General features: G+C 39.6%; 16 protein-coding genes. 3 read left to right on the top strand and 13 right to left on the bottom strand.

Annotated features, from left to right (window positions below):
- The first annotated feature begins 28 nt into the window (after positions 1-28).
- The 3 genes from groL to KJK34_RS05830 all read left to right on the top strand — a co-directional run bounded on the left by groL (position 29) and on the right by KJK34_RS05830 (position 4853).
- Complete coding sequence (groL, locus tag KJK34_RS05840; protein ID WP_223052924.1) at positions 29-1660, top strand: chaperonin GroEL; 1632 nt, start codon at positions 29-31, stop codon at positions 1658-1660.
- A 180-nt stretch (positions 1661-1840) separates the two neighbouring features.
- Positions 1841-4165 (top strand): hypothetical protein, encoded by a 2325-nt coding sequence (locus KJK34_RS05835; protein ID WP_223052923.1) that lies wholly within the window; start codon positions 1841-1843, stop codon positions 4163-4165.
- Between the two features lie 55 nt (positions 4166-4220).
- The gene (locus tag KJK34_RS05830) at positions 4221-4853 is read left to right on the top strand and encodes a MarC family protein (RefSeq protein WP_223052922.1); all 633 of its coding nucleotides are present in this window, start codon (positions 4221-4223) and stop codon (positions 4851-4853) included.
- Positions 4854-4914: 61 nt separating this feature from the next.
- Here KJK34_RS05830 and KJK34_RS05825 read toward each other — a convergent pair whose 3' ends face one another.
- The 13 genes from KJK34_RS05825 to KJK34_RS05765 all read right to left on the bottom strand — a co-directional run bounded on the left by KJK34_RS05825 (position 4915) and on the right by KJK34_RS05765 (position 18938).
- Positions 4915-5412, bottom strand: coding sequence for a hypothetical protein (locus KJK34_RS05825; RefSeq protein WP_223052921.1), 498 nt, complete (start codon positions 5410-5412; stop codon positions 4915-4917).
- A gap of 11 nt (positions 5413-5423) precedes the next feature.
- Positions 5424-5852 carry a hypothetical protein gene (locus KJK34_RS05820; RefSeq protein WP_223052920.1) on the bottom strand — a complete coding sequence of 143 codons (429 nt, stop codon included), beginning with the start codon at positions 5850-5852 and terminating at the stop codon, positions 5424-5426.
- A gap of 439 nt (positions 5853-6291) precedes the next feature.
- Positions 6292-7014, bottom strand: coding sequence for a phosphoadenylyl-sulfate reductase (locus tag KJK34_RS05815; RefSeq protein ID WP_223052919.1), 723 nt, complete (start codon positions 7012-7014; stop codon positions 6292-6294).
- A gap of 102 nt (positions 7015-7116) precedes the next feature.
- Positions 7117-7530, bottom strand: coding sequence for an RrF2 family transcriptional regulator (locus KJK34_RS05810; RefSeq protein ID WP_223052918.1), 414 nt, complete (start codon positions 7528-7530; stop codon positions 7117-7119).
- Complete coding sequence (gene ctlX, locus KJK34_RS05805) at positions 7531-8469, bottom strand: citrulline utilization hydrolase CtlX (RefSeq protein WP_223052917.1); 939 nt, start codon at positions 8467-8469, stop codon at positions 7531-7533.
- 10 nt (positions 8470-8479) lie between these two features.
- Complete coding sequence (locus KJK34_RS05800) at positions 8480-9394, bottom strand: dimethylarginine dimethylaminohydrolase family protein (protein ID WP_223052916.1); 915 nt, start codon at positions 9392-9394, stop codon at positions 8480-8482.
- A gap of 264 nt (positions 9395-9658) precedes the next feature.
- Positions 9659-11716, bottom strand: coding sequence for a DUF7619 domain-containing protein (locus KJK34_RS05795; RefSeq protein ID WP_223052915.1), 2058 nt, complete (start codon positions 11714-11716; stop codon positions 9659-9661).
- A 97-nt stretch (positions 11717-11813) separates the two neighbouring features.
- On the bottom strand, positions 11814-12590 hold the full coding sequence (locus tag KJK34_RS05790) for a LytR/AlgR family response regulator transcription factor (RefSeq protein ID WP_236937597.1): 777 nt from the start codon (positions 12588-12590) through the stop codon (positions 11814-11816).
- The gene (locus KJK34_RS05785; RefSeq protein WP_223052914.1) at positions 12577-14553 is read right to left on the bottom strand and encodes a tetratricopeptide repeat-containing sensor histidine kinase; all 1977 of its coding nucleotides are present in this window, start codon (positions 14551-14553) and stop codon (positions 12577-12579) included. The genes KJK34_RS05790 and KJK34_RS05785 overlap by 14 nt, the downstream gene beginning before the upstream one ends.
- A 147-nt stretch (positions 14554-14700) precedes the next feature.
- Entirely contained in the window at positions 14701-15996 is a 1296-nt protein-coding gene (gene eno, locus KJK34_RS05780; RefSeq protein ID WP_223052913.1) for a phosphopyruvate hydratase, read from the bottom strand.
- Positions 15997-16115: 119 nt separating this feature from the next.
- Complete coding sequence (gene carA / locus KJK34_RS05775; RefSeq protein WP_223052912.1) at positions 16116-17228, bottom strand: glutamine-hydrolyzing carbamoyl-phosphate synthase small subunit; 1113 nt, start codon at positions 17226-17228, stop codon at positions 16116-16118.
- Positions 17229-17399: 171 nt separating this feature from the next.
- On the bottom strand, positions 17400-17909 hold the full coding sequence (rplQ, locus tag KJK34_RS05770) for a 50S ribosomal protein L17 (protein WP_223052911.1): 510 nt from the start codon (positions 17907-17909) through the stop codon (positions 17400-17402).
- A gap of 36 nt (positions 17910-17945) precedes the next feature.
- Positions 17946-18938 (bottom strand): DNA-directed RNA polymerase subunit alpha, encoded by a 993-nt coding sequence (locus KJK34_RS05765; protein ID WP_223052910.1) that lies wholly within the window; start codon positions 18936-18938, stop codon positions 17946-17948.
- Positions 18939-18955 lie beyond the last annotated feature (17 nt).

Below are 18955 nucleotides of genomic sequence, written 5' to 3'. Positions count from 1 at the left end.
ATATTTAAAAACAATAACAACTAATACAATGGCAAAAGAAATAAAATTTGATATTGAAGCACGCGACGGTTTAAAGCGTGGTGTAGATGCACTGGCTAATGCTGTTAAGGTAACATTAGGCCCTAAAGGACGTAACGTTATCATCAGCAAATCATTTGGTGCGCCAACAGTAACCAAAGATGGTGTATCTGTAGCTAAAGAGGTTGAGCTTACCGACCCTATTGAAAACATGGGTGCACAAATGGTTAAAGAGGTTGCCTCGAAAACCAACGACCTTGCAGGTGACGGTACTACTACTGCAACTGTGCTTGCACAGGCTATAGTAAAAGAAGGTCTTAAAAACGTTGCCGCAGGTGCAAACCCTATGGACCTGAAGCGTGGTATAGACAAAGCTGTTGAGGCAATTGTTGCAGACCTGTCTAACCAAACAAAAGAAGTAGGTACTTCTACCGACAAAATTAAGCAGGTAGCTTCTATTTCTGCTAATAACGACGAAGCAATTGGTGAACTGATTGCTACTGCGTTCGGCAAAGTTGGTAAAGAAGGTGTTATTACCGTTGAAGAAGCTAAGGGTACAGATACTTATGTAGATGTTGTAGAAGGTATGCAGTTTGACAGGGGTTACCTTTCAGCTTACTTTGTAACAAATTCAGAAAAAATGGAGGCCGAACTTGAAAGGCCATACATTTTACTGTATGATAAAAAAGTATCTTCGATGAAAGACCTGCTTCCGGTACTTGAACCGGTAGCGCAAAGCGGCAAGCCGCTTCTTATCATCGCAGAAGATGTAGATGGTGAGGCTCTTGCAACACTTGTTGTAAACAAACTTCGCGGTGCGCTTAAAATCGCGGCTGTTAAAGCTCCGGGATTTGGCGACAGGAGAAAGGCATTGCTCGAAGACATCGCTATACTTACAGGTGGTACCGTAATAGCAGAAGAGCAGGGCTATACACTTGAGAATGCTACACTTGATATGCTGGGTACTTGCGAAAAAGTGACCATAGATAAAGATAACACTACCATAGTTAACGGTGCAGGTGATGCGGATATGATTAAAAACCGTGTTAACCAGATAAAATCTCAGATGGAAGCTACAACATCTGACTATGACAGGGAAAAACTTCAGGAGCGCCTTGCCAAGCTTGCAGGTGGTGTAGCCGTACTTTATGTAGGTGCAGCCAGCGAGGTTGAAATGAAGGAGAAAAAAGACCGTGTAGATGATGCATTACACGCTACAAGGGCTGCCGTAGAAGAAGGTATTGTTGCCGGTGGTGGTGTTGCATTACTAAGGGCTAAGCAGGTTCTTGCCAGCATTCAGGCAGAAAACGGCGATGAGGCTACAGGTATTCAGATTGTATCTCGCGCTGTAGAGGCACCGCTACGCACCATTGTAGAGAACGCAGGCCTTGAAGGCTCTGTAGTAGTCGCTAAGGTTGCAGAAGGTACTGCTGATTTTGGCTACAATGCTAAAACAGATGAGTATGTAGATATGCTTAGCGCAGGTATTATAGACCCTAAGAAAGTAACACGTGTAGCGCTGGAAAACGCTGCCTCTGTTGCGGGTATGATACTTACTACAGAATGTGCTCTTATAGACATAAAAGAAGAAAATGCAGGTGGCGGAATGCCAATGGGCGGCGGAATGCCGGGCATGATGTAATTTTGCATCAAACTGCATATAGTATAATAAAGGGGATGTAAAATACATCCCCTTTATTTTTTAACATTTATGAATTACGCTATTATAATAATAACATCGTTATTTTAGCAAAAACATTTCCAACACAAATTACACATAATGAAAAAGACAGTTTTTATCTTAACTTTCATTTGCTGCTTCATGTCATTTTTAACCTTTGCACAGGAAGCCAAAAAAGAACAAATCAGTAAAGTTTTAAATGATTACTTCTTTTTAGAAAGAGAAAATATCCATGCCCATTTTGATAAAGATGTTTTCCTTGCGGATGAGAAAGTCTGGTTTAAAGGTTATGTTTACCACCGCAAAACCGGTAAGCCATTTTATTCGTGTGTAAATATATTTGCCAGCCTTATAGATGATTCCGGGAAGGTTTTGGACAGCCAGCTATTGTATGGCAATATGGGAACTTTCAGCGGCAGTTTTAACCTTGACACTAATTTGCCAACAGGCAGGTACTATGTACAGTTTTACACAAACTGGATGAATAATTTTAGCGAGGATGAGTCTTTTGTAAAAGAAATAAGGGTTATAAATAAAAACGCACCCGCTTTACTTAACGCGCCGAATTATTCTAAAATAAATATTGACTTGCACCCGGAAGGCGGAAAGCTTATAGCGGGCATAAACAACAATATAGCTTTAAGCATTACCGACTGCAATAACAGGCCGGTTACAATACTTAACGAAGCACACCTTATAGATTCTCAGGGCAGAATACTGAAAACGGTTGCTATTAATGATAAAGGTTTTGGCAAATTTGATTACGTACCCGAGTCTGGAAAGGTAAATACTGTTTCTGTAAATGTTAACGGAACAGAACATAAGCAGCCGCTGCCTTATCCGCAGTTAACGGGAGCAGCAATAGAAGTTAACAGCTTTGCCATGCCCGGAAAAACTATTGTAAAAGTAAGGACAGCTAAGGCAGAAAAAAGCAACAATGCTTTATTCCTCCTCGCACACAAGGATGAAAAATCCGTGATTTTTGATGTAAAATTCGAAGCTGGAAAAAATGAGGAAGTACTGGTTATAAGCAATACAGACTTGTTTGAGGGGCTTAACACTGTCCGCCTGTTAGATGGTAACCTGAATGAACTGGCAAACAGGGTTTTTTATATTTACCCTCAAGAAAACAGTAATAACATAAACCTCTCTTATACAAAAGATGCCCAAGGCAATATAGAGCTATCCGGAAATGTATATGCTCCTAATATGAACCTGAGTATATCTATGCTCCCTTCTAATACGCTAACTGTAAACGAAGAAAGTGACATTTATAATTCACTCTTGCTTGCACCCTACCTCGACAGCAGCCAGGGTATTGCCGCAAGAAATTATTTAAGTGATGCTAACCGTCGTAACCAATATGAGCTTGACTTGTTTTTAATGGGCAAGGGCAGTAAATATAAATGGGAAAATATCAAGAATAGCCCACCTTCCAGTAGTTATACTTTTGATATCGGGCTTGCGCTTAAAGGCAAAATCAACCAGAACATACCCGGATCGGGAAAATATAAATTGCGTGTTTCATCACTTTCAGGACAACTGGATGAAATTGTTGAAATAGACAACAATAACGAGTTTTATTTAGACCACCTTATCCTTGCAGACTCTACAAAATTGGACTTTATATTGCTTAAGGGAGATGAAAAGAAAGAGGTGAAATTGTATCCGCAGGTATTTAATAATAAGAGGACATATAATAAATCATACAAGCCGTCAGCCTCTTTTTGTCCTGACACCAATACAGCTACTGCCGATCAGTTTCCTGAATTACCCGACTATCTCGCACCCACTAACGCTACCATGCTGGAAGAGGTTAAAATAGAGGCCGACCCAACACGGCTTAAGTATAAAACCGCCTTTGGTAACTCGCAGCTCAGGCCGTATAAAATAACCGAAACTGATAGCAGGAGTTTCTTTTATATAACCGACCTGATACGTTATCATGGCTTTGATGTTACTATAAAGGGAGGCTCGGTAAGCATAACAGGCAGGAGCGTCAGGACCATTAACGGGCAAAAAACCACTCCGATGATATATATAGACAATATTATTGTGATGGACTATGATATATTGTTTATGATGCAGACATCTGATGTTGATGAGTTTTATGTAAACCAGCATGCTACTGTACCCAGTGTGGATAATCGGGAAGGTATCATAAAAATATACATGAAGAAGAATATCAGCTCAAAAGCGAAAACAAAATCGCCTACTTCGTTTATGGTTGCAGAAGGGTTCAGTATTATAGATACTTTTAAGAACAGCCAGTATCTCTCTACCGCCACTAAAGGTTTTGAGAACTTTGGGATTATAGGTTGGGAGCCAATAATAGCAACCGATGAAAAAGGGCATTTTAAAATATCGATGCCGTACAGCCAGCAGGGTTCTGTAAAGGTATTAATAGAAGGCATTGGTCCGGATGGCAGGATTATATCTCAGGTAAAAACCCTTTCACTTAACTGATTGTAGTAGGGTTTTAAGGTATTTAATAATATATTTGTGATACTAACCTAACCACATGGAGCTATTCATATACATTTTTGCCGCACTTTTTTCTGTAATTAACCCCTTAGGTGCCGTGCCAATATTTGTGGGTCTTACTCAGGACGACACCAAAACCGAACGCTCACGCATATCGTTATGGGCGGCTATTAATGTTTTTCTCATTTTGCTAATATCCTTTTTTGTAGGGCAGTATGTGCTTAATTTTTTTGGGATAAGCATTAACGCGCTTCGCATTGCGGGCGGTTTCATCATTGTTAACAGCGGATTTTCACTTCTAACAGGTAAATTCAGTAAAACAAGGGGTATTAACAAAGAAGTTGAGAATGATGCCCAAAAAAGAAACGATATAGCACTTACACCACTTGCCATACCAATGCTGGCGGGACCTGGTTCTATATCACTACTTATAGCGCTATATCAGGAGTACACAGGCATTACAGAGCAGGCAATTGCATGTTCAGCTATGTTTGCTGTAGCCATAAGCATTTTTCTTATTATGCGCAGTGCACACTATCTGTCGCGTATACTTGGCGCTTCGGGCATTGTGGCAATTTCCAGGATTATTGGCTTTATTGTTATAGCTATTGGTGTAGAGTATATAAGCAGCTCTATCGTAAACATCCTGCAAACGGTAAGTTTCAAATAAAAAGGCAATTAGTTCAAATTAAACTAATTGCCTTATTGTTTTATCGTTGTGAGCAAATACTTTATTTTGTCATGTTTAAATCAAGAAAATAAAATGAAATATTATCATCTTCTTTCCATGCATGATAAGTTTCAAAGGTATGCTTATTGTATTTGTCAGCAGCTTCATGCCATACAAAAATTACAATAAAGTTATTTTCTTCAGGAGTTTTAAGCTGTTCATTTAAATAGGTATTTAATCTGTTTAAATCAGGAAGATCTTTAAAATATTTCTTTTTTAAACCATTTACATCGCCCTTTCCGCATTGGCTGATAAGAACATCCAGTCTGTGTTTTAATAACTTACCCGTATTGTCAATTATTAAAAATTTTGGCAGCTCAAATCCTTCCTCAACCTCGAAAGCGCTTATAAATTTTTTAAATTCTTCTTCGCTCTTAAAAGACAACTCGTTAATCGAATCTTTATAAATACCATATTTTTCGAGATAAAGCTTGCTGTTACCCTGTGCAGATACAGTTAAACTAACCATGCATAGAAATAATAATGATAAAATTCTCATTTCAGTTAATTTTAGTCATTAAATACTATTTCATAGCAACCATAAGTACTGTCATAACTAAAGTTATAAGTACCTGCTTTGATAAGGTAGTCAATGTTAACTTCTACATCAGAATCATAATCCTGTAATGTGAACTGATAATCTTCTTCAAGAACCAGCGCCTCAGAACCAAAGTATTTTTTTACTTTTTCCATACCGGCGTCATCAATTAAAAGTGAAAAACCATTAGAATTTGGTGCAGGAGAAACATAAGCCAAAATATCCCTGTCAGCTGATGACTTTGCAATTGTAAAATTTAAAGTCCCCTGCTCAAATTTGATGTAGCCTGAAGTTTTTTCATGCCTGCATATTCCTATACCATCACAATTCCTCGATTTACGGCCAATTGTCCAGACTGTTTTCACGCCACCTTCTTTAACTTTTGGCCAGTCTGATTTCATTACCATCTGATTGTTTTGATTGTTTTCGGTTTGATCCGAATCATTGCTACAAGAAGTAAAACTGATAGCGAATAGTGTAACAGCGAATAATAAAATTCTTTTTTTCATTTTAGTTTGGATAAATTAAATTAGTAATAATTAGTTAAAGATCTGCTCACAACAAATAATGAACCCAAAAATATAAGGTTATTTGTTTCTTAATATTATTTTAAATTATCTTTAACTTTCGTCTACTTCAACATAAAAAGCGGATTAACTCTTACTCTACAAGTCACTTTCAATATATCTGTTTTTCAAACTAATAACCATAGTTTATTGGCAATATAAAATTCGGTGCATTAAACAGATTTAAAAAAAACAGCCTGCAATAAAAAACCGCCCTTTCAGGCGGTTTGCAAACAACTTTAAATATATACAAACTAACTATTTGTACTCACAATTAAAAATTTTTGTCTGCATGAATATGCAGCCCACACTCTTTTTTGCCATCTTCCCACCACCAGCGCCCGGCACGAAAGTCTTCTCCGGGGGCAAGCGCACGTGTACAGGGTGCACAGCCAATGCTTAAATAGCCTTTATAATAAAGGCTGTTAACAGGTATATCTAAACGCTTAACCTCCTCTTCAACTTCTTCCAGCTTATAATGCAGCAGCGGGTTAAACTTAATCAGCTTATGGTTTTCATCCCACTCCAAAAAACGCATGGTATTCCTGTTAGCAGACTGTTCTGCACGCAGCCCGGTAATCCATAATGAAGCGCCCGATAAAGCTCTCTGTAGCGGTTTTACCTTCCTGATGTAGCAACATGACTTACGCTTCTCTATACTGTCATAAAAACCATTAATGCCACTGTTTTTGGTATATTCCCTTATATCCTCTTCCAGAGGGTAATATGTTTCTATGGCAAGCTGCGGGTATTTTTGCTGCGTTTTCTGGAAAACTTCATAGGTTTCATTAAACTGCCTGCCGGTATCAAGTGTAAATACGTTTATGTTGTTATGCGGTGCCACATAATGCGTAAGCAGCTGGTCTTCTATGCCAAATGAAGTAGAAAAAACTTTCTTCCCTTTTATGTGGGTAGTAACAAATGCTATGGCATCTGCTAAAGACATGCCTTCTACAGCGCGGTTTAAATATTCAAGGTCACTTTCTATCTCTGACATACTGTTTCCTTTATACTGCAAACCATAAAATGATTTGCAGTTATTCGATTGCCAAATATAACTATTACTCTATAGATTTTATAGAGTAATGAGAAAAATTTTTTAAAGCAGTGTTAAATCGTATAACGATTTTTGCTGAAGCAGGTTAAGTGTGTTGTCCCTAACCTGTGCCATAAAGTGGTGTAATGAACATAATTCTTCATTGGGGCAATCTTCGCAACGCTCATAAAAATTAAGGCTTACGCAGGGCAGCATTGCTATTGGCCCGTCTAAAACCCTTATTAATGTTGCCATAGTGATTTCCTTCGGGTCTTTTAAAAGATAGTAACCCCCACCCTTACCTTTTTTGGAACCCAGTATGCCGAATTTCTTTAAGTCAAGCAAAATGGCTTCAAGAAATTTTTTAGGTATAGTTTCTTTTTCTGAAATATCAGAAATAAGGACAGGCCCATTGTCTGCCTGCTTGGCAATATAAACAAGGGCCTTTAATCCGTATTTCGTTTTTTTTGAAAGCATCTACTCTTCTTTTTGCAGGAATACCTCTGCCATCATGCAGCGTGCACTGCCGCCGCCACAAGCTTCTATGGTATCAAGGTTTGCAGAAAGTATTTCTGTATGTTTAGTAATCCTGGCAACCTGGTCTTTTGTAAGGCTATTATAAGCCGAATCACTCATCACAAGATAGGTTTTTCCGCCTGCGCCAGTAACCTGCAGCATATTCCCTGCAAAGTGGTTCAGCTGCTCTTCAGTTAGTAGGATTATTTCCTTACCATCTTCCTTAAGACTGGAAAGTACCATTTTGCGCTCCTTTTTATCATCTATGCAATCAGCGCATATAACCGCAAAGGTATCGCCTATGCACATCATAACATTGGTGTGGTATATATGCCTGCGCTCGCCGTTTACATCATGAAAAGCCTCAAATATTATCGGGTTAAGCTCAAAGTCTTCACAGTACTCAATAAAGAGCTCTTCATCGGCCCGTGGCGAAAGTGCGCAGTATGCCTTTTGGTTTACCCTGTCAAGTACTATACTGCCTGTCCCCTCTAAAAAGAAGCCATCTTCTTCAGCAGAAGTATAATCAACTATGTTCTCTATTTTAAAGCCTTCATCTTCCAGCATGTCTAATATGTCCTCACGGCGCTCATGGCGGCGGTTCTCGGCAAACATAGGATACAGTGCCACATCTCCGTTATCGTGGAAAGACACCCAGTTATTCGGAAAAACCGAATCGGGTGTATCTGGGTCAAGCGTATCCTGCACTACAAGCACATTAACACCAACCGAGCGGAGCTTTTCTACAAAGGCATCAAACTCCTGCTGTGCTTTAGCATTTACCGTATCTGCAATCAGGTTGTTCAGTACCCTTTGGTAATAGTTATTTACAGCCGTTTGCTCGTTCATCCTGAAGGCAGCCGGGCGAATCATCAATATTGTGTTTGTTGTCTGTTTCATGTCGTTAAAGTTAATCGCGTATAAGTGGCAGTGTAGAGCAACGCAGCAGCCCTTCCTGTTTTGATATTTCGGCATAAGGCACCTCTTCAACAGTAAAGCCCTTCTCCAGCAACCAGTTTTTAAGCCTTGTAAAGTTTTTTTCTATAACCACTACATCTGTATCTATAGAAAAGAAATTAGAGGTCATGTGATACATTTCTTCACGCTCGATATGGAACAGGTTTTCCTTCCCGAAAAGATTTACAAGATACAGATAATCTGCCTCTTCCCTAAACCCACTCTTGTAAATTACACCTTTATCTTTACCTACCGGCTGAAAGCAGCAGTCAAGGTGAAGTGCATTGTCCCTTGGCTCAATCCTCGATTTTACGAGATCGAACTCCTTTACAATTTTGTTGGGGAACATTTCTTTAATAAAGTTAACGCCATGCATGTTGGTGCGCGCCGTTATATAATCTTTGTAATCGCTGCCTTTATAGGTGCCGATGAAGATATGGTCGTCCCACAGCATAACATCACCACCCTCTATATGCACCTCTTCCGGCGGGCGAACCACTTTTGCAGGCTCTATCCTGTCAATTACATATTGTATTGCATCAAGCTCGCGCTCCCTGTCGGGCAGTATATTGGCTTTTATAAAGTAATCATCTATCACAAAGCCAATATCGCGGCTAAATATCTGGTTATAGTTTTCTATTATTTCAGGGCGGAATACCTGAACATCATATTTTAGGAAAACATCATTGAGTGCTTCCATTTCCTTTACCATATTTTCTTCGGTAGGATAAGTGCCTTTAAGGATATGCTCTAATGATTTAGGGTCGTAGGCTTCATGAGGTTCGGGTGTGGGGCCATTGCTAACGGCTGTACCCAGTATAACCGCACGAAGACGCGAAGTCTCGTTCTTTACATTTAATTGTAACATACATTTGTTTGCTTTTCGGCAAATATAGAAAATGCCTGCTAATTATATACAATTACTACATTATCAGTTGATAAATCGTATATTCTCAAAAGCTAGACTTGCTAAATTTAAAAAATGTGATAAATATGCATTAAAAATGCAAGTGCCACCGCATAGCGGTGGCACTTATCAGAAACTAAACAAAAAGTAAATAATGATTAAAAGGTGACAAAACAATACTATAACTGTTTAAAGCATCCTTTTATTATCTGAAAATTCTTAAATTTATTGTTTAACCAGTTTTTCTACCTTGCTTCCTTTTTCTGTTATAACCTTTATAAAGTAAACTCCCGACTGCCTGTTGCTGATATCTATTACTGCATTTTCTGAATTTATAGTGCTTACCTCTAACAGCCTGCCCTGTATATCATAAAGCTGAACAGAAGTTATGGTGCTTGCTGCCGACAGGTTAACAGTATTAATTACCGGGTTTGGATATACAGTAACCGAAGCATCTTTCGCAAAGTCATTTTTACTTAATATCTCAAATGTTGTATTGGCATCATTGGTTGCAATTGGCAAATTGTAGTCAAAGAAAATCTTAGCATTATTAGTAACCATCTCGTTTGCCATTACACTGCTCCTTGTCCTAACCCTGAATAATATATTGCCATGCCCTGCTGCCTGCAGGTTGATGTTCTGAAAAATAAACTCGGCAGTATTGCCAACAATCCTTGCAGAAACATCATGCGAACTATTAAGCATTTGCAACGAGGCTACATCAAAATCTGTTGCATTAAAATCATGCCTTACCACTACAAAACTTGCAGGCGCAGTTCCTGTATTCTCGAAATTCACCACATAATGAAGGTACTCGCCAATAGCATCTGCGGGCTCGGTTTCACCCTGTATGCATATTATGTTGTTCGGATCAAAAGAGCCTACAACAATTTGGTTTAGGGCAAAGCTGTTATCACCGGGATAGCTATCGCCTGTTACTGCGGCATTAGCAGTAAATAAAAGCTCATCATCAATATTAACCGGTGGGGTATCTGAAGGTGAATTTACATTCAGCGTCATTAGTATTTCACGGTTCTCAAACGGCTGCAGGTTCGAGAAGTTCCAGGTATAATCCCCCTGCATGCTTATATCTGCATTAGGTACTAAATTTATCAATTCAAAAGGTGCCGGATCCCACTGGCAATTTACGGTGCCCGAGAGTACAGTATTGCCCTTGTTCCTGTACACAATCTTGTAAACTGCATCAAAACCCGGTTGTGCAGGTATAACAGGTACCATTACCACTTCTATATCAGCACTTGTGCCGTTAGCTGTAATACAAAAATCTTCTGTGGCGACACTATTATCTGCAATCGGGAAGTTAACACTTGCCGAAGCCGGTGTTGCAGTAAAGTAATTATCTTCAAATTCAGGTACTACAGTATAATCACCGGCGCCTGTATAAAAATCATAATTCCCTGCTGCATTTGTAAACACACAACCTTCATTCAGTCCGTCTGATAATTTCAGTTTTACAAACTGCTGCGGCAGGTCAGATGCATCACACCCGTCATTACCGGCATCATACTTTACAGTACCTGTTATAGTATTATATGCTCCACCCGGAGTAAATGTACAGTAAGTACTCATGTAAACTGAAAAATACAATTCAAGTATGGCCGCCTCACCCTCATCTACGCATATAAATGATAACTGTGGAGTATTATTTATTCCTGAAAGTTCTGGCGATGGTAGTATAGTACCGTTTTTAATATTAAGATATTGTAGAGATATACAATCGTTTATAACAAAATTAACCAGCAGCGGATTATTACTAAGGTCAAGCTCGGTTATTACAGCGGCTGTACAGTCTATAACTTCAAGGTTAACCTGTTCAGATACATCAAGCGTGGTAAAAGGGTTGCCGCCGCAAATCAGTTCAGCAATATTAATAAGCCCGCTAAGCTCAAGGTCAGTAATATTATTATTGGCACAATTAAGCTCCTCAAGGTTTATAAGGGCTGATATTGGCAGCGTATCTAAATAATTATCCGCACACTCAAGGTGGTCAAGGTTTATAAAGGCTTCTATACCTTCAAGGGAATATATTCCCGCTGCGCTAACATCAAGCCTTGAAATATTCAGTGCTTCACTAACCTGTATTTCATTATCATTATTTATGTCAATAACAGCGGGGTCGTTATCAAGGTTACGTGCTACATCATTATCAGCAGTTGCCGAAAGCAACACTAATTTAAAAGCGGCATCGGGTATGTTTACAATTTGTGCCCCGGCAGCAGCACTTATAAGCAGTGACACTATAATGGGTAGTAATTTTTTCATAACTTATTTATTTTGAGCGTGTGGTATCACAAAAATATACTAATTAAAGTATACAGGCTTTTTCACTTAGAATTTGCCCAGCCTCATTTAGAATTCGTTACAGCGTGCGGAGCAATTCCTGTAATCTTTCCTTTTTTCGCTGCGAAATAGGCAGGTGGCTGTTATCGGCCATTACGGCATATCCACCGTCTTTTTTTATGTATGATTTAAGGTAGGCAAGGTTAATAAGGTGCGACTGGTGTATCCTTTCAAAACCCTGCTCGCTCAGTAAATCTTCATACTCTTTAAGCGTTTTCGAGATGAGTACAGGCTTGTTGTCTTTAATATAAAACTTAGTATAATTATCCTGGCTTTCAAGCCTGATAATATCACTTACCTCAAACAAGTGTATTCCCTCGGCTGTAGAAAGCGCTATCCTTTTAAATTTATCTACTTTCTTTCTTATGTTTTCCAGCAATAAATCTATGTGGGCAAAGCTGTCATTGCCTGTAACCACTTTTTTAATCTTCTCTGTTACTTTTCGCAAATCTTCCGGATCTACGGGCTTTAAAAGATAATCAAGCGCGCTAAACCTGAATGCCTTAACCGCATACTGTTCATGTGCGGTTATAAAAACAACATGGGCATTAATACTGCCCCGCTTTTGCGCGAGCTGCTCCAGTATATCAAACCCGGTACCATCGCCAAGCTGTATATCAAGAAAAATTACGTTTGGCTGGTAGTGCTCTATTGCATTAATACCTGTTTTCACGCTGTCTGCCTCACCCAAAATATGTATATCGGGTGCATACATACCCAAAAGGCCTTTCATCCCTGTCCTCAGGTTGCTGTCGTCATCTATTAGCAGTGCAGTAATCATATCAGTTTGAAGCATATTGTATTGGTAAATTTAATACTATTTTGGTTCCCGCCGGCTCTCCTGCAGCATTGTGCAGTTCTGTAATCTCAACCTGCGATGTTTTAGAGGTAAATGCCTGTATCACTTCCAGCCTCTTGCGGGTTATCTCTAACGCCATCGATTTATGTACCGTTACCGATTTTTCTTTCATTTCCTTCGATTTGCTGAAACCGATACCATCATCCGTTACCGTGCAAACCAGCTTGTTGTTTACCAGCCTGAAATCTACCATAATAGTACCCTTTTCTTTTTTTGGGATAATTCCATGTATAATGGCATTTTCTACAAACGGCTGAAGCAAAAGCGGCGGTATGGCCATATCATCTTCTATATCCGGGTCTTTTGTAATGGTAAACTCAAACATCCTGTTAAAGCGCAATTGCTCCAGTTCAAGGTAGTTCTGCAAGCCCTCTATTTCGCTGTCTATCGGGATAAGTGATTCCTTGCTGTACTCTAATGTAAGGCGCATCAGCTTACTGAATTTTGAAAGGTACTTTATAGCAGAATCGGTACCGTTCTGTACTATAAAACTGGATATGGAGCCGAGGCAGTTAAAAACAAAATGCGGGTTCATTTGCAGGTGCAGCGCTTTTTGCTCATATTCTGCCAGGTCGCGTTGCAGGGTTAGCGTCTTTTTAAGCTGAAGCCTGTTGTAAATAACAAAAACAAGCCCCACAAGCAAAGTAACTATAAGCCCTGCAAATATCATTTGCTGGCGGTGGCGCTTTTCCTGCTCTATGTAGATGGCTTCCCGCTTTTCATTTTCCTTTTTTTGCAGGGCTTCGCGGCGTTCCATTTCGTAGTTCATCTCTTCACGGACCATAGTACGGATGTTCTCGGCATTAATAATACTGTCCTGTGCTGCCGTATATTTTTTATAATGAACAAGCGCCTCTTTAAAATTGCCCTGTTTTTCATAAAGGCTGCTGATGCTCTTTTCAGAGTCCCGCACGTGTTCAAGCGAGCCTATCTCCTGTGCATAGGCAGAAGACTTGCTGAAATAATCTAAAGCCTGTTTATCATTCTTCTTTTTCAGGTAGAGCTCGCCCAATAAATTAAGCGATGCAGATGCCCCGAACTTCTCGCCTGCTTCATTAAAAATAGCAAGCGCTTTTTTATAACTTTCTTCCGCTTTATTAATATTACCTGTTTTGCTGTAGTAGTCCCCGAAATTATTATACAATTCTGCAAGTGCACGCTTATCTTCATACTTAGTAAGCATGGCAAGCGCATCGTTATAATAGTTAAGAGCTTTATCATATTGCCCTTTTTCAAGATATACATTCCCAATATTAGCCATAGTGGAAGATGAAAACCTGTCTTTCAGCTTTTGTTGCAACGCAAGCGCTTTCTCAAAATAAGTAAGTGCTTTATCATATTCCTCATGGCTTTTATAAACAACACCTATGTTGTTATACAAGGCAGCCTCTATATATTCCTGCTTATCGGCTTTATATATTTTAAGGGCTTTAAAATAATATTCCAGCGCCCTTGCATAATTGTTCTGTTCACTAAAAACTACTCCAAGGCTGCCGTATATACTGGCAAGCGTGTTTTTGATATTAGCGTCAGATGCATATGCTGTTTCGGTAAGCATTTTTTCGAGTATATCCTGAGCCTGTGTAAACCTGTTTACCGCCTGTGGATAGTTACTCATCATAATGCTTACATTACCAAGATTCAGCAATGCGTTGGCCTCCTCTGCCCTTATATTTCCCTTTTTGGCAATGGCAAGGGCTTTTTCGGCATAATGTTTAATTTTATCAGGATCATTGCCCGTGTATTCAGATGCTATAAGGTTCATCAGCCCTGCCTTATCTTTAGCGGTATCAGCTTTAGCAAGCAAATCAGTAAGGCTGTCCAGCACTTTGGTTTGTGCAGTCAGCATACTGCCGCATACCAACAGTAAAGCCAGCAGGATTAGTTTTAAGGTTTTCATACACTAAAGGTTATACAACAACAAAAGTATAACTTACTATCAAATTATAATTTACTGTTTAGAATTTGCCTGCTTTAATTTAGAATTTGCCATAAAAAAAGCACCCTGCATAAGCAGGGTGCCTGTATAACCTGAAAAAGGGTTAAACTATTTCTTTATTTTAAATGCTTTCTCACCCGGAAAATAAGCCACTTCTGCCAGTTCTTCCTCAATGCGAAGTAGTTGGTTATATTTTGCCATACGGTCAGAGCGTGAAGCAGAACCTGTTTTTATCTGTCCGCAATTTAGCGCCACAGCAAGGTCGGCTATCGTGTTATCTTCAGTTTCACCCGAACGGTGTGACATCACAGAAGTGTAACCTGCATTGTGCGCCATGTTTACAGCCGCAATAGTTTCAGTAAGTGTACCAATCTGGTTTACTTTTATAAGTATAGAGTTTGCAATACCTTTCTCTATACCTGTAGAAAGACGCTCTACGTTAGTAACAAAAAGGTCATCGCCAACAAGCTGTACTTTATCGCCTATCTTTTCGGTAAGATATTTCCAGCCTTCCCAATCGTCTTCATACATACCGTCCTCAATAGAAATGATAGGATATTTAGCGGCAAGCTCAGCAAGGTAATCTGCCTGCTCCTGAGATGTCCTTACCTTACCTGTCTCGCCTTCAAATTTTGTGTAATCATATTTTCCGTTTACATAAAATTCAGAAGCGGCACAGTCAAGCGCTATCATTACATCACCTCCAAAAGTATATCCCGCTTTTTCAACGGCTAGTTTAATGGTATCAAGTGCATCTTCTGTACCACCGGCAAGGTTTGGCGCAAAGCCACCCTCATCACCTACTGCAGTGCTAAGGTTACGGTCATGAAGCACCTTTTTAAGGTTGTGGAAAACCTCTGTACCTATTTGCATAGCATGCGTAAAACTCTTTGCTTTTACAGGCATAATCATAAATTCCTGGAAAGCGATAGGCGCATCAGAGTGCGAGCCACCGTTAATGATATTCATCATCGGCACAGGCAGGGTGTTGCCCGATACACCGCCTACATAACGGTATAACGGCAGGCCAAGCTCGTTAGCGGCAGCCTTAGCAACAGCAAGCGACACACCAAGTATTGCATTAGCGCCCAGTTTCGATTTATTTGAAGTACCGTCAAGCTCAATCATCATTTTATCTATACCGTTCTGCTCGAATACAGATGTACCAACAATCTCTGCGGCTATAATAGTATTTACATTTTCAACAGCTTTAGAAACACCTTTACCCATATAAGCGCTTCCACCGTCACGAAGCTCTACTGCTTCATGCTCTCCTGTAGATGCTCCTGATGGTACCGCAGCTCTTCCTAAAATGCCGTTTTCTGTTATAACGTCAACTTCGATTGTAGGATTTCCGCGCGAATCCAGTATCTGCCTTGCATATACTTTAATAATTATGCTCATGAGTTTTGAATTATTAATTTTTGGTTGATTTTATTATGTTTTACACAAATTTATATAATTATAAATACGAAAACTGCTAAGAAACAAAAAGTTATAAACGCAAACGTTTTAGGTAGGCCTTATTTATTTTTTGCTTTTTCTATATTGCTGACAAACATATCAAACAGGTAAGATGCATCGTGAGGGCCCGGGCTGGCCTCCGGGTGATATTGCACAGAAAAACAGTTTTTGTTCTTCATGCGCATACCGGCTACCGTTCCATCATTAATATGTTCGTGTGTAATTTCAAAATCCGGGTGTTTTTCAAGCTCTTCACGCACAACTGCAAAGCCGTGGTTTTGAGAGGTAATTTCGCCCTCGCCTGTAAGTATATTTTTTACAGGATGGTTTATGCCCCTGTGCCCGTTAAACATTTTATAGGTTGGGATGCCGTTGGCAAGTGCAAGCACCTGGTGCCCTAAGCAGATACCGAAAACCGGCTCATCTTTTTCAAGGATTTTCTTAGCCGTTTCCTGCGCTACAACAAGTGGTGCAGGGTCGCCTGGACCATTAGAAAGGAAGTAACCATCAGGGTTAAAACTCTTAAGGTCTTCATAACTTGCATCATACGGGAAAACTTTTATATAGCAGTCCCGCTTGGCAAGGTTCCTTAATATATTCTTTTTAATACCAAGGTCAAGTGCGGATATTTTATATTTAGCATCAGGGTTACCGATAAAGTAAGGCTCTTTTGTAGAAACCTTTGAAGAAAGCTCCAGCCCTTTCATATCAGGCACTTCTGCAAGTTGCCTGCGCAGTTCTTCAACAGGCGTGCCATCTGTAGATATAGCGGCATTCATAGCGCCATTATCGCGTATGTAACTTACCAGTGCTCTTGTATCAACATCAGAAATGGCTACAAGGTTATGTGCCTCAAAATACTCTTTAAGGCTATGATTTGAATTGGTACGCGAGTGGTTAAAGCTGAAGTTTTTACAAACCAGCCCCGATATCATCACTTTATCGGCTTCAATTTCTTCTTCATTAGTACCGTAGTTGCCAATATGGGCATTACTTGCAACCATTATCTGCCCAAAGTATGAAGGGTCTGTAAAAATTTCCTGATAGCCTGTCATACCGGTATTATAACAAACCTCACCAAAGGTTGTACCCTCTATACCTATAGATTTTCCGTGAAAAATTGTGCCGTCAGCTAAAAGTAGTATTGCCTGCTTTCTGTTAGAATATTTCATTTAAGTAGTTTGTTGTTGTGTTGTGTGCAAATTTACTCTAAAAAATTGTGTCGCTAAAAAGTTTGTGCAATTTCCGTACCATGCAGGGCATGTAACTTAACTGCAAAAAAAAAGGACAAACCCTGAGAGTTTATCCTTTTTTGTATTATTGAAAATTCAAATGCTTCATTATTATTCTGTAGCTTCTTTATTTTCGTCAGCCGCAGGAGCGTTATCAGCTTCTGTTGCAGGAGCAGCCTGTGCAGCCGGAGCTGTTTCAGTTTTCTTAGCCCTGCTACGGCGTGTAGTTTTCTTAGCTTCTTTCTTAGTAGCGTTGTATAGTTCGTTGAAATCTACAAGCTCTATCATTGCCATATCAGCGTTGTCACCAAGACGGTTACCAAGTTTAATGATACGTGTATAACCACCCGGACGGTCGCCTACTTTAGCGGCAACTTCCCTGAATAGTTCAGTAACAGCATATTTGTTTCTCAGGTAAGAGAAAACAACACGCCTGTTGTGGGTAGTATCTTCTTTAGATTTTGTTACCAAAGGCTCAACATACTGTTTTAAGGCCTTGGCTTTAGCCACAGTCGTATTAATACGCTTGTGCTCTATAAGTGAACAGGCCATGTTAGCAAGCATCAGTTTCCTGTGCCCTGCCTGCCTGCCAAGATGATTTATTTTCTTTCCGTGTCTCATTGTTATCTTTAATGTGAATCAGTGGCTTGATTCAGATTATTCTTTATCTAATTTGTATTTGCTTAGATCCATACCGAAGTGCAGGTTCTTAGAAGCTACAAGCTCATCAAGCTCTGTAAGCGACTTTTTACCAAAGTTACGGAACTTCATTAAGTCGTTTTTGTTAAACGATACCAGGTCTCCCAGTGTATCAACTTCAGCCGCTTTCAGGCAGTTAAGCGCCCTTACAGAAAGATCCATATCTACAAGTTTAGTTTTAAGCAACTGCCTCATGTGCAGCGACTCCTCGTCATATGATTCAGTCTGGGCAATTTCATCGGCCTCAAGTGTAATCCTCTCATCAGAGAACAGCATAAAGTGGTGAATCAGTGTTTTTGCTGCCTCAGTAAGTGCATCCTTAGGGTGAATAGAACCGTCAGTAACTATTTCAAAAACCAGCTTTTCGTAGTCGGTTTTCTGTTCTACACGGAAGTTTTCTATTGTATATTTTACATTCTTTACAGGAGTGTAAATTGAATCTGTAAAAATAGTTCCTATAGGTGCATTTGGCTTTTTATTCTCTTCAGCAGGAACATAACCACGGCCTTTTTCTATAGAAAGCTCAAGGTTAATGTTTATGCTGCTGTCCATGTTGCAGATAACAAGCTCAGGGTTTAACACCTGGAAGCCTGAAATGAATTTTTGGAAATCACCTGCTGTAAGCTGGTCTTTTCCGGTAAAAGAAACCGTAACAGATTCGTTGTCGATATCTTCTATCTGACGCTTGAAGCGAACCTGCTTAAGGTTAAGTATAATTTCTGTAACATCTTCAACAACCCCTGGTATGGTAGAGAATTCATGTTCTACTCCTTCAATACGAACTGAAGTAATTGCATAACCTTCCAGCGAAGAAAGTAAAACTCTTCTTAGTGCGTTACCAACGGTCAGTCCGTAGCCCGGTTCCAGTGGACGGAATTCGAATTTCCCCACGAAATCGGTAGAATCGATCATGATAACTTTATCGGGCTTTTGAAAATTAAATATTGCCATATTTCGACTAATGTCAA

The sequence above is a fragment of the Flavobacterium coralii genome (genome assembly GCF_019891545.1).
Taxonomy (GTDB): Bacteria; Bacteroidota; Bacteroidia; order Flavobacteriales; family Flavobacteriaceae; genus Flavobacterium; species Flavobacterium coralii.
Note: the sequence above shows the minus strand (reverse complement) of the source record. Positions and strands in the feature narration are given on the sequence as shown.

What these genes read in the sequence shown, in the direction of transcription:
- groL (WP_223052924.1), top strand. Translation starts at nt 29, where the DNA reads ATGGCAAAAGAAATAAAATTTGATATTGAAGCACGCGACGGTTTAAAG.
- KJK34_RS05835 (WP_223052923.1), top strand. Translation starts at nt 1,841, where the DNA reads ATGTCATTTTTAACCTTTGCACAGGAAGCCAAAAAAGAACAAATCAGT.
- KJK34_RS05830 (WP_223052922.1), top strand. Translation starts at nt 4,221, where the DNA reads ATGGAGCTATTCATATACATTTTTGCCGCACTTTTTTCTGTAATTAAC.
- KJK34_RS05825 (WP_223052921.1), bottom strand. Translation starts at nt 5,412, where the DNA reads ATGAGAATTTTATCATTATTATTTCTATGCATGGTTAGTTTAACTGTA.
- KJK34_RS05820 (WP_223052920.1), bottom strand. Translation starts at nt 5,852, where the DNA reads ATGAAATCAGACTGGCCAAAAGTTAAAGAAGGTGGCGTGAAAACAGTC.
- KJK34_RS05815 (WP_223052919.1), bottom strand. Translation starts at nt 7,014, where the DNA reads ATGTCAGAGATAGAAAGTGACCTTGAATATTTAAACCGCGCTGTAGAA.
- KJK34_RS05810 (WP_223052918.1), bottom strand. Translation starts at nt 7,530, where the DNA reads ATGCTTTCAAAAAAAACGAAATACGGATTAAAGGCCCTTGTTTATATT.
- ctlX (WP_223052917.1), bottom strand. Translation starts at nt 8,469, where the DNA reads ATGAAACAGACAACAAACACAATATTGATGATTCGCCCGGCTGCCTTC.
- KJK34_RS05800 (WP_223052916.1), bottom strand. Translation starts at nt 9,394, where the DNA reads ATGTTACAATTAAATGTAAAGAACGAGACTTCGCGTCTTCGTGCGGTT.
- KJK34_RS05795 (WP_223052915.1), bottom strand. Translation starts at nt 11,716, where the DNA reads ATGAAAAAATTACTACCCATTATAGTGTCACTGCTTATAAGTGCTGCT.
- KJK34_RS05790 (WP_236937597.1), bottom strand. Translation starts at nt 12,590, where the DNA reads ATGCTTCAAACTGATATGATTACTGCACTGCTAATAGATGACGACAGC.
- KJK34_RS05785 (WP_223052914.1), bottom strand. Translation starts at nt 14,553, where the DNA reads ATGAAAACCTTAAAACTAATCCTGCTGGCTTTACTGTTGGTATGCGGC.
- eno (WP_223052913.1), bottom strand. Translation starts at nt 15,996, where the DNA reads ATGAGCATAATTATTAAAGTATATGCAAGGCAGATACTGGATTCGCGC.
- carA (WP_223052912.1), bottom strand. Translation starts at nt 17,228, where the DNA reads ATGAAATATTCTAACAGAAAGCAGGCAATACTACTTTTAGCTGACGGC.
- rplQ (WP_223052911.1), bottom strand. Translation starts at nt 17,909, where the DNA reads ATGAGACACGGAAAGAAAATAAATCATCTTGGCAGGCAGGCAGGGCAC.
- KJK34_RS05765 (WP_223052910.1), bottom strand. Translation starts at nt 18,938, where the DNA reads ATGGCAATATTTAATTTTCAAAAGCCCGATAAAGTTATCATGATCGAT.